This window comes from Ureibacillus endophyticus, assembly GCF_024159215.1.
Classification (GTDB): domain Bacteria; phylum Bacillota; class Bacilli; order Bacillales_A; family Planococcaceae; genus Ureibacillus; species Ureibacillus endophyticus.
Map to the genome: position 1 here is coordinate 1069257 of NZ_JAMYWW010000001.1, position 11830 is coordinate 1081086.

The 11830-nt window shown below is 33.0% G+C and carries 9 protein-coding genes; 7 read left to right on the forward strand and 2 right to left on the reverse strand.

The annotated features are described in order from the left end of the window. Positions 1 to 178: 178 nt before the first annotated feature. The 6 genes from recA to NKR20_RS05245 all read left to right on the forward strand — a co-directional run bounded on the left by recA (position 179) and on the right by NKR20_RS05245 (position 7507). Positions 179 to 1243 carry a recombinase RecA gene (recA, locus tag NKR20_RS05220; protein ID WP_121215007.1) on the forward strand — a complete coding sequence of 355 codons (1065 nt, stop codon included), beginning with the start codon at positions 179 to 181 and terminating at the stop codon, positions 1241 to 1243. A 393-nt stretch (positions 1244 to 1636) separates the two neighbouring features. Further along, positions 1637 to 3193: a ribonuclease Y gene (gene rny / locus NKR20_RS05225; RefSeq protein WP_121215006.1), complete on the forward strand. Its 1557-nt coding sequence runs from the start codon at positions 1637 to 1639 to the stop codon at positions 3191 to 3193. A 171-nt stretch (positions 3194 to 3364) separates the two neighbouring features. Then, on the forward strand, positions 3365 to 4135 hold the full coding sequence (locus NKR20_RS05230; RefSeq protein WP_253424182.1) for a tyrosine-protein phosphatase: 771 nt from the start codon (positions 3365 to 3367) through the stop codon (positions 4133 to 4135). Between the two features lie 67 nt (positions 4136 to 4202). After that, entirely contained in the window at positions 4203 to 5432 is a 1230-nt protein-coding gene (locus NKR20_RS05235) for a GNAT family N-acetyltransferase (RefSeq protein WP_253424185.1), read from the forward strand. Between the two features lie 344 nt (positions 5433 to 5776). Then, positions 5777 to 6445, forward strand: coding sequence for a sugar transferase (locus tag NKR20_RS05240; RefSeq protein ID WP_301285893.1), 669 nt, complete (start codon positions 5777 to 5779; stop codon positions 6443 to 6445). Beyond that, on the forward strand, positions 6446 to 7507 hold the full coding sequence (locus NKR20_RS05245) for a GNAT family N-acetyltransferase (RefSeq protein ID WP_253424188.1): 1062 nt from the start codon (positions 6446 to 6448) through the stop codon (positions 7505 to 7507). Positions 7508 to 7574: 67 nt separating this feature from the next. On the opposite strand, the gene NKR20_RS05250 is transcribed toward NKR20_RS05245, so the two are convergent. Further along, positions 7575 to 8456, reverse strand: coding sequence for a methionyl-tRNA formyltransferase (locus NKR20_RS05250; RefSeq protein ID WP_253424191.1), 882 nt, complete (start codon positions 8454 to 8456; stop codon positions 7575 to 7577). A 30-nt stretch (positions 8457 to 8486) separates the two neighbouring features. After that, positions 8487 to 9686, reverse strand: a complete 1200-nt coding sequence (locus NKR20_RS05255) for an ATP-grasp domain-containing protein (protein ID WP_253424194.1) — start codon at positions 9684 to 9686, stop codon at positions 8487 to 8489. Positions 9687 to 9974: 288 nt separating this feature from the next. Between NKR20_RS05255 and NKR20_RS05260 the strand changes: the two genes are divergently transcribed. Next, positions 9975 to 11756, forward strand: coding sequence for a polysaccharide biosynthesis protein (locus NKR20_RS05260; protein WP_253428055.1), 1782 nt, complete (start codon positions 9975 to 9977; stop codon positions 11754 to 11756). Positions 11757 to 11830 lie beyond the last annotated feature (74 nt).

Below are 11830 nucleotides of genomic sequence, written 5' to 3' on the forward strand. Positions count from 1 at the left end.
TTTATTTATAGTATTACTTCTAAAATTTGAGTTATAATAAATAGCTCAAATTTTTATTTTGGCTAAAAATCGAAAATATGTTCGCTTTTTTCTTGAAACTTGTCTCAAAAAGAAGTATAGTAGAGACATAAGAAAAAGAGAGAGAAATTATAAACGTGTTCTATAAGGAGGAAATCTTTTGAGTGATCGTAAAGCTGCCTTAGATATGGCGTTAAAACAAATTGAAAAACAATTCGGTAAAGGTTCTATTATGAAGCTTGGAGAGCAATCTGACCGTCAAATTTCAACTGTTTCAAGTGGTTCGTTAGCACTTGATGCAGCACTAGGCGTAGGTGGTTATCCACGTGGACGTATTATTGAAATATATGGACCAGAGTCTTCTGGTAAAACAACAGTTGCGCTACATGCAATTGCAGAAGTACAAGCAAAGGGTGGGCAAGCTGCTTTTATCGATGCCGAACATGCACTTGATCCTGTCTATGCACAAAAATTAGGTGTTAATATAGATGAACTTTTACTTTCACAACCAGATACAGGGGAGCAAGCATTAGAAATCGCTGAAGCTCTAGTTCGTAGTGGAGCTATCGATATTATTGTAATTGACTCTGTTGCTGCCCTTGTACCAAAAGCTGAAATTGAAGGTGAGATGGGTGACTCTCATATGGGGTTACAAGCTCGCTTAATGTCTCAAGCGTTACGTAAATTATCTGGTATTATTAATAAATCAAACACATTAGCCATTTTCATTAACCAAGTACGTGAAAAAATTGGTGTAATGTTTGGAAACCCTGAAACAACAACTGGTGGACGAGCACTTAAATTCTATGCTTCTGTACGTCTTGAAGTTCGTCGTGCTGAAACAATCAAACAAGGCACTGAAATGGTCGGTAACAAAACAAAAATTAAAGTTGTTAAAAATAAAGTTGCGCCACCATTCCGTACTGCAGAAATTGATATTATGTTTGGTGAAGGGATTTCAAAAGAGGGAGAAATTGTTGATTTAGGTGTTGAACTTGATATCATCCAAAAAAGTGGTTCTTGGTATGCATACGGGGACGAACGTATTGGACAAGGTCGCGAAAATGCAAAACAATTCTTAAAGGCAAATCCTGAAATTCGTGAGCAAATTTCTAATAAAATCCGTGAATCATATGGTTTAGCGGCTGCATCATACACAATTGGAGCTCATGATGAAGATGAAGACATGGATGAAGAATTAGCATTGCTTTTAGAAGATGAATAATAATTCTACGTTTACTCTTAAAGTTTTTACTTTGGAGTAAACGTTTTTTTCTATAGATGAGTTTACTAGTATTTGCTTAAATAAAGGGATGTTGGATGCAAATAGAGTTGAATAGAAATAATACCCAATATTGAATAGATTTCACATTATTTGCCTAAAATAATTAATAGGTAAAATCCTGTTTTAAGTGGATAAAAAACATATAAAATATTATGTATAAAAAACTTCTTAAGTAGTGGGAATCCTTGACATACCTAGTATTGAACTATACAATAAAAGTTGTATAATTTCTAAATTATGAAATGAAATAGGCAGTATGTTGAAAAAATTACTAAAAAGTCAATGTATGAGCCGACTGAAAATGAAACGAATATAGCAAGAGGAGGTGTTCGAATGATTGAAATTATTATCTCCGCTTTGCTTGGACTCATCGTCGGTGCCGCTGTTATCTATTTCTATATGAAAAAAGTGAATGAATCAAAAGTAAATGGTGCGAAACACGCAAGCGAACTCATCATAGATGAAGCTAAGCGTGAGGCGGAAGCGCTTAAAAAAGAAGCACTACTTGAAGCAAAAGATGAAACTCACAAAATTCGAACTGAAGCAGAAAAAGACATCCGTGAACGCCGGGCAGAGCTTCAGAAACAAGAAAACCGGTTATTGCAAAGAGAAGAAAATCTTGATCGCAAGGATGATGCTCTGAATAAGAGAGAATCAGGCTTAGAGCGAAAAGAAGAAGCTCTAACTGAAAGACAACAGCATATTGAACAGATGGAAAGTAAAGTGGAAGAGCTAGTACGCGAACAAACGTTAGAGCTTGAACGAATTGCAGCCCTAACACGAGAAGCTGCGAAAGATATCATTTTAAAACAAGTTGAGAATGAACTTTCGACAGATATTGCAATGATGACAAAAGAAGCTGAAACTCGTGCTAAAGAAGAATCTGACAAAAAAGCTCGTGAAATTCTGTCACTGGCACTACAACGTTTTGCAGCTGACCATGTTGCAGAAACAACTGTATCAGTTGTAAATTTACCGAATGACGAAATGAAGGGCCGTATTATTGGTCGTGAAGGTCGAAACATTCGAACACTGGAAACACTGACGGGAATCGATTTAATTATAGACGATACACCAGAAGCTGTTATCTTATCTGGATTTGATCCAATTCGCCGTGAGACAGCACGTTTAGCTCTTGAAAAATTAGTGCAAGATGGACGAATTCATCCAGCACGTATTGAAGAAATGGTTGAAAAGTCACGTCGAGAAATGGACGAGCAAATCCGTGAAACAGGTGAACAAACTACTTTCGAAGTGGGAATTCACAATTTACACCCAGACTTAATGAAGATTTTAGGTCGTATGAAATATCGTACAAGCTATGGACAAAATGTCTTAAAGCACTCCATAGAAGTAGCTCATTTATCTGGACTTCTTGCAGCAGAGCTAGGTGAAGATGTAACTTTAGCGAAACGTGCAGGATTACTCCATGATATTGGTAAAGCAATTGACCATGAAGTAGAGGGAAGTCACGTAGAAATTGGTGTAGAACTTGCTACGAAATACAAAGAACATCCAGTTGTAATTAATAGTATTGCATCACACCATGGTGATACTGAACCAACATCTGTAATTGCTGTAATTGTTGCGGCTGCAGATGCACTTTCAGCAGCTAGACCAGGAGCTCGAAGTGAAACGCTTGAAAATTATATTCGTCGTTTAGAAAAACTAGAGGAAATTTCTGAAAGCTATGATGGTGTTGAAAAATCATACGCTATTCAAGCTGGACGTGAAATCCGCATTATCGTACAGCCAGATAAAGTGGACGATTTAGCCTCTCATCGTTTGGCTAGAGATATTCGAAAACGAATTGAAGAAGAACTTGACTATCCAGGCCATATAAAAGTAACAGTTATTCGTGAAACTCGTGCGGTTGAGTACGCGAAATAACATTTATAAAGGCCTTTATGTAATTATAATACCCCCCTTATGACAATTGTCATAAGGGGGTTTTCTATTTCTTTTTGTAAATAATACATTGATTCTTTTTTACTAATAGTTCTATTTTTTGTCCTTTAACATTATGTTAAATGTAGAACATTATAATGGGGGAAAGAGTCGGTGATTGATTTACATAGCCATTTATTATGGAATGTAGACGATGGTCCCACAACAATGGAGCAAACTATAAAAATGTTAAATCGTGCTGTAGAAGAAGGAATTACTGAAATAATCGCCACATCCCATTACCAACATCCACTTTATTCAGTTGATTTTAGTGAAGTACATCAAAAAGTAAGTATTCTCCAATTAGAACTTCTAAAGAACAATATACCCTTAACAATCCATCAAGGCCATGAAGTTAGGCTATCCACTAATATCCTAAGTCAATATAAACAACTAAGCATTCATTCGTTAGCAGGATCAGATTATATGTTAATCGAACTTCCTTCAAATTCTGTGCCGTATTATACATCACATATTATACAAGAGTTAACTTTTGCAGGCATTATTCCAATTATTGCCCATCCTGAGAGAAATAGGGCAATTTATGCAAATCCTAGACTTCTAGAAGAGCTAATAAGAATGGGGGCTTTCACACAGATTACAGCAGGAAGTTTAGCAGGTAACTATGGGCGTAAGATTCAAAAGTTTTCATTAAAACTACTTGAAGCAAATTTAATTCATACGTACGGGTCAGATGCACATAACTTAACCACCCGACCATTTCTTTTTAAAGAAGGATTAAAGGTTTTAGAAAATAGGCGATTAGCTAGCTATGTACAACTACTTCTTGAGAATAATAGGTGCGTCATTAAGAACAAGCCGCTAACTGTTTTTGAACCAGAAAGTGTAAAAAAAAATAAATGGTTTTTTTACAATCAATTTTAATAAACTTGAACATAATTATTTTTATTTGAAGCACAATAAGTTAATAATATGATGATTGGTGATTAAAGTGAATCAGCGAAAAGGGTTAGTCATGCGTGAAATTCGAATGGATGAGATGGCTCAATCCATTGAATTATTAAATTATGTATTTCAAATGTCATTATCTATAAAAAAAGATCGCAAATTTGTTAGTGAAAAGAGTAGACAGTTTCATGTCGGGCATGCTTTAGGGTGGTTTGATGGTAATCAACTGGTTTCCCAAATTTTAAGTTTACCCTTTCAAGTAAATGTATTTGGTGAATGTTATGAAATGGGGGGGATTACCGCAATTGGTACGTATCCTGAATACTCCAAGAAGGGATTAATGGATCAACTAATTAAAGAAACTTTGATAATAATGCGACAAGAAGGACGTTATATTTCATATTTATTTCCCTTTTCAATTCCTTATTATCGGAAAAAGGGATGGGAAATAATATGTGATATTGTAGAGTTTCAAGTAAAAGATACACAATTTCCACACTACGCTGAAGTATCAGGAAAAATGCGAAGAGTGGAAACATTAAGCGAAGAAGTAATTGGTGTATATGAGCGATATGCATCAAGGACCCATGGAGCAATGATTCGTAATTCAATTGCTTGGAATGAAAAATTCCATGAAGATTATTGGGAAGAAAAATTTGTCGATACCGATGTACAGTTGCAGGCAGCAGTATATTATGATGAAAATGATGTTCCTCAAGGCTATCTGTTTTATCGAATTATGGAAGAAAACTTTTACATTGATGAAATTGTGTATTTACAAGAAGAAGCGCGGAAAGGATTATGGAATTTCGTTTCTGCCCATAAATCAATGGTATATAATGCATACGGAAAAACAGCAGGAAATGAGCCAGTTGCGTTTTTATTAGAGGATAGTGAGATTATACAAAAAGTCTCTCCATATTTTATGGCACGTATCGTGGATGTTGAAAAATTCCTTGAACGATTTCCTTTTGATGAGCCTAATTTCCACATTCAATTAAAAATAACAGATCGGTTAGCAGCGTGGAATAATGGAATATATGAAATTACATCAAATGATTGGAAAGTTAAAGTGAAAAAAATCGATGAAGGTAATGAGAAACCAGATATTTTGGTTTTGATGTCGATTCAAACATTAACTACGATGATATTAGGATATAAACGACCAAAATATCTTGAAAAAATTGAACGATTAATAGGTAAAAGTGAAATAATTATGGTGTTAGAGGACATCATTCCAGTTGGGATTCCTACATTTATCGATTACTTTTAAGGTTGTCAAAAATTTAATAAGGTAATTAGAAGGCATTTCTAAAAGTCTTGATATAAGACTTTTAGAGATGCTTTCTTTTTGATTGGTTATAGGTAATTATACTCATAATTCAGGTAAGGTAAATCACTTATTTTATTAATTTGATGAATATTTATTTCGTCAAGATAATTATTTTGAAAAAATAAGGCTTTTTTGATGTAAAAGATGATAAAATAGTAATTTTTTGATATCTCTGTGCATTATAATAGTTATAATAATTTTTTGATTTATTTAGGTATTCGGAAACGGTGGTTATCAATTTATTATTGGTGTGGAAATTAATCAGTATGTAGGGGTGATGTAATTTGAAAGTCTTTACCGGTGTGTATTACGAAAAATTTATTAAAAGACTAATTGATTTGTTCATTTCATTTACTGCTATTGTATTGCTAAGTCCGATTTTTTTACTAGTTTTAATTTTGGTAAAGATGAAACTAGGAAGTCCAATTATATTTAAACAACTAAGACCAGGAAAAAATGAGGAAATCTTTACTTTATATAAATTTCGAACAATGACCAATGAACGGGATGCATCGGGTGAATTGCTTCCCGAAACGATAAGATTAACAAAGTTTGGCCGTTTTTTAAGATCGACTAGTTTAGACGAATTGCCACAACTATTTAATGTACTGAAGGGTGACATGTCCCTAATTGGACCTAGACCACTATTAGTTCATTACTTAAAATTATACAATGATCATCAAAAAAGGCGGCATGAAGTAAGGCCAGGTGTAACAGGGCTTGCACAAGTGAAGGGTAGGAATTATTTATCGTGGGAAGAGAAATTTGATTTAGACGTAAAGTATGTTGAAAATATGAATCTGTTAAATGATATTAAGATTTTGTTACTAACTTTGAAAAAAGTAATCAAACGGGAAGATATATATGAAGATCCAAATAAAATCATGGAGGACTTTGAGGGAAACAAATTTCATGAGATTTTAAATGATTATGTTAACGAAGGAAGTGTATAATTGCTTTCAATTATTAAAATCAATGAAAAAGAAAAGTGGAATGAAATTGTTAGAAGTTTTGATAATTACGATATTTATTATTTATCGAATTATGTAGAAGCATTTCAACTACATGGAGATGGAGAACCACTACTTTTTTACTTTGAACATAACAATATGAAAGCAATAAATGTGGTAATGAAACGTGATATTTCAAAGGATAATAGGTTTATAGATACTCTTCCTTCGAATACGTTTTTTGATTTAGCTACTCCTTATGGTTTTGGAGGATTTTTGTTAGAGGGAAATATTTCAGAAGAAAATATAAATGTTCTAGATGAAGTATATAATGCGATTTGCCAAAAAGAAGGGATTATATCAGAGGTTGTCCGTTTTCATCCAGTTCTAAGAAACTATCAATCTTTAAACCAAATGTATGATATATCATCACTTAGTAAGACAATAACAATTGAAATGGATTCAATCGAACAAGTACAAAAAAATATTGCCAAAAGCAATAAATATAAGATAAGAAAACCTAAAAAAAGTGGAGTGGAAATATATAGCGATTGGAATTACAATCTAATGGAGGAATTTATCGCTTTATATAATTCAACAATGAAAAATAATGATGCTACAGACTATTATTTTTTTAATAAAGATTTTTATATGAATGTGTTAGAAGAATTAGAAAATCATGCGAATATTTTTTATGCTACTTATGAAAATCGAAAAATCGCTATGGCAATTATCCTCCGTTCAAATAATCAACTTCATTATCATCTATCTGCATTAGATCGAGATTTTGGACATTTGAGACCTATGAATCTTCTAATCTATGAAGCCGCTTGCTGGGGTCTAGAGCAAGGGTATAATACATTTCATCTTGGTGGTGGTTTAGGAAGCCGAGAGGATAGTCTTTATGAATTTAAAAGAAGTTTTAATCAAAATTCATCTACTGTTTTTAAATTAGGAAAAAAAGTTTTCTTAAAAGATGAATATGAACAACTTTTAGATATACGAAAAAATAAGTTTTCACAACAAGAATTAAAGAAGAACTATTTTCCGGAATATCGATCATAAAAAATGGGCTGCTCAACAAAGTTAAAGTAAAGAAGCCCGGAAAAATTTGTGAATTCAAAAAGTAATGTTACTCATATAGAACATCCATAAATATTTTACCTTGCCTACAATAAACAAAATAATAATTATCTTCTTGATATACTTTTCCAAATTTTATATTTGATGTTATTGGCTCTTTCACATAATCGTTAACACGCCATTTTATGATAGTTCCTGGTATATCTGAAAAATCATACGCATTAAGCCAATTCTGAGTTCCTCGTAGTAAATGCCATATTCTTTCGATGTCCCAATTCTCCCAATCTACTATACTCTTAAATTCATCTGGTGTAATTTGCCGTGCACGTACAGTTGGACTATTCTCTGGTTGCTTTATTCGGGGGGCATATCCATTTTCTATCGCATTTATGGCTTTTAATAATAATTTTACACCTGTTTTTGATTCTAGTTCTTCAATTAATTCTTCCTGCGTACATCCAAATGGTATACGGCAACTTTCCTGATAAATAATATCGCCTGTATCTTCACCCTCATCTATATAATGTACGGTCGAACCTTGGTTTAAATCCATATCATAAAAAATCCAAAAGTATGGATAGGGACCCCTATATTTTGGAAGGAGAGTTGGGTGTAAATTAATACATCCCTTTTTGGGAATATCAATAATATTTTTCTTTAATAATTCTGACATCCCATTTACAACTATTAAATCAGGTTCCAGACTCTTCACCCAATTCTCTAACTCTGCGTTGCAACCTTTGTTCATAAAATAATACGGTAAATTGTGTTCTTCACAAAATTCTTTTAAATTCGTTTTTTGCCTTGCAGGATTCTTAGATTTTGATTCTATTACGCCAATGACGTTTACATGAGATTCGACAATCGAAGTGAACACTTTATTAACACTCATAGTAATAAAAAGTACTCTTAAATTTGTATGAGAATGCAAATATTTACTCCCTTCTTCTTATAGTACAAGCTATTCGACAATGACATTTACTAGTTTATGAATTAACGAAAGCTTCGTATTCATTTCATCCAGAGAAGAAAATTTGAATAATGCAATTCCTAATTTGTTATTCGCTCCATATAGAGGGGAAATATTATCTCCTTCTTTTACTAAAATTTCATATTCTACAATATTACTTTTGATTTCTTCATGGATATGAACTCCTTTGAATGTTCCACCTTTATTACTTGTAAATAGGTAAGTGGAAACGAATGCATCAGGTTCAATCATTTTTAGATCACCACAATCTTCACCTAATGCTGCTTTTATTGTATATTCAATTAAATCAATTTTTGTCGCACAACATATTGCCTCAGGGTTCCAATCTCCACCATTTCGTGCGGTAAGTTCAATTAAATAGACATTTTCTTCTGCATCTATTTTAATATCAAAATTATATGGGCCATCTTTCATATTTAGAAGAGTGAGTGCTCGTTGTATTTCATTATGAATTTTTGACTGGATATGTTTGGGCATATGACATGGCCATGTTGTAACGATTGGGACAAAGGGATTTGGAGATGTAGGAGTTGGAAAGTATTCATTTGAAAAAGCACGAAAAACTAATTGACCATTTATTGAAAAACCATCGCCACCGATATGTGAGCCATAAGTTTCAATAAATTCTTCAATTATAAATTTCTTTACTTTTGAAAAATGTAGGGCATTGGCCACCTTATTTGGAAGTTCCTCAAATGAGTAGATTTTTGATACACCTCGACTACCAGAAGAATCAACAGGTTTAATCATAACGGGCATATTAAAATGGTGAAAATCCTCATAAGCTTCCTCCAAAGAATTATATCCTCTTGCTTTAGGTGTTGAAAAACCATTTTCCATTAAAAATTTCCGAAATAATTCTTTGTTAGTGAGTATTTTTACAGATTCATATGGATGTGTTGGTAAACCTAGCTGTTCAGCTACATAAGCAGCTATTGTCACATTTGTATCAGATGCATAGGGAATAATACCATCAATATTTAGTGTCTTTGCTAAAGTAAGAACTGCTTCTTTATCTGTTGTACTAACATTATAGTATTCGTGAGCAATTTCCTTTCCAGGAGGATTTGGATGTTCATCACAAATGATGACATGGTATCCTAGTTCTTTTGCTTTATTTATCGCAGGGATTAGAATATGTGCACCGCCAAGAATGAGCAATTTTTTCAAAACAACACCTCAATTTCGCATAATATTGAATCGGTAATATTAAATTACGTAGCATGCAGTGTATTTATAACTATTAACCTAAATTAATGGTTCAATATTCAAGAAGGAGATTATTATATTCATAATAATTTTTAGTTCTAAGATTCAATATAAATAATATATTGTTAACTAGAAGGTAAGACATTGTTCCCACTATACTTAGGGATTATGTATAACAGATAATAAGAAGAGGTGTAACTTGTGAATCATACACTACGGTACTCCATCTTTTTTTTAATTGACTCAACAATGATCCTCTGCGCCATATTTATAAGTTATTGGCTTGTTAATCCCATTTCAATACCAGATTCAATTATAATAATTAGCTTCCTTATACTATTAATTGTTCACCATATTATGGCACATTTTTTCCAACTATATAATCGAATATGGAGTGTCGCGTCAGTCAAAGAGTTATTAGTGATTGGGTTATCCGTCTCGATATGTGTGTCTGCTGCAAGTATTATTCAACTGTTTATCCAACAAATAATTTATGTGAAAGTGATGATCATTACTTGGTTACTTCAAGTTGTACTAATTGGAGGATCTCGTTTTCTATTAAGAGTTTTCTATGATTACCGCAAATTTAAGAACACACAAATAGATTTGAAAAGAGTTTTGATTGTAGGTGCAGGTGAAGCAGGTACGTTACTTATTCGTAGTTTAAAAAGAAACCCAATTCCGGAATATTATGTAGCAGGAATTGTAGATGATAACCCAAATAAACAAAATTTAAGCTTAATGGGTGTAAAAGTTTGTGGGTTTACTAAGGATATCCCAGAAATTGTGAAAGAATTGCAGATAGATATGATTATCTTAGCAATTCCTTCACTAGGGAAAAAAGATATGAAAACAATATATAACTATTGTGCAAAAACAAAGGCAAAAATAAAAACAATGCCAAAAATAGAAGAGATTATGTTAGGCAAAGTAAAAGTAAATGATGTACGAGAAGTAAAAATAGAACATCTACTAGGTCGTGAAGAAATTCAACTTGATTTAGAGGTGCTTTCAAATAAGTTATTAGACAAAGTGATCCTAGTTACCGGAGCAGGAGGATCAATAGGTTCTGAAATTTGTAGACAAGTAGCTCAATTTAGTCCTAGGCAAATCTTACTATTAGGGCATGGAGAAAATTCAATTTACAATATACATTTCGAAATGATTGAAAATCCTTGTAATAAAAATATCGAAGTGATTCCTATTATTGCAGATATACAGGATAGAGAACGAATATTTGAAGTTGTTCAGAAATATAGACCAGATGTAATTTATCACGCAGCTGCCCATAAGCATGTTCCATTAATGGAAGAGAACCCACAAGAAGCAATTAAAAATAATGTCTTTGGAACCAAAAATGTTGCTGATGCTGCTCATCTGTTTAATGTGTCTAATTTTGTAATGATATCAACGGATAAGGCGGTTAAACCGACAAGTGTGATGGGATCAACGAAGAGAATCGCAGAAATGATTATCCAGAACTTAGCAATAAAAAGTTCTACAAATTTTACAGCAGTTCGGTTTGGGAATGTATTAGATTCACGTGGAAGTGTGGTTCCTAGGTTTAAATCACAAATTTTAGCTGGTGGGCCTGTAACCGTTACACATCCAGAAATGACTCGATATTTTATGACCATTCCAGAAGCATCACGACTTGTCATTCAGGCAGGTGCTCTTGCGCATGGTGGGGAAGTATTTGTTCTTGATATGGGCGAACCAATCAGAATTGTTGATCTTGCTGAAAATTTAATTAAATTATGCGGGTATTCAGTAGAGTCTATTGGTATTAAATATACAGGAATTCGTCCAGGAGAGAAATTACATGAAGAATTGCTAAATGAAGAAGAAATTCAAGAAATGCATATATATCCTAAGATACACATAGGAAAAGCAACACCGATAGAAGAAAAACAACTTCTCTATTATTTAGATGAACTCAATTGTCAAGATTTCCATCAATTAAAGAGCAAAGTGATAGAGATTGCTAATAAACAGTACAGTAACAAAAGTACTCACATTGTAAATCCTTGAAATGTAATGAAAGAAAGGGGGATTATGTGACAAACTTTGAAGGGCAAACATCAGTTAAAGCTATAAATCAAGAA

Bases quoted from the DNA above. Each gene is read 5' to 3' on its own strand.
- NKR20_RS05260 (WP_253428055.1), top strand. From the start codon at position 9,975: ATGATCCTCTGCGCCATATTTATAAGTTATTGGCTTGTTAATCCCATT.
- rny (WP_121215006.1), top strand. From the start codon at position 1,637: ATGATTGAAATTATTATCTCCGCTTTGCTTGGACTCATCGTCGGTGCC.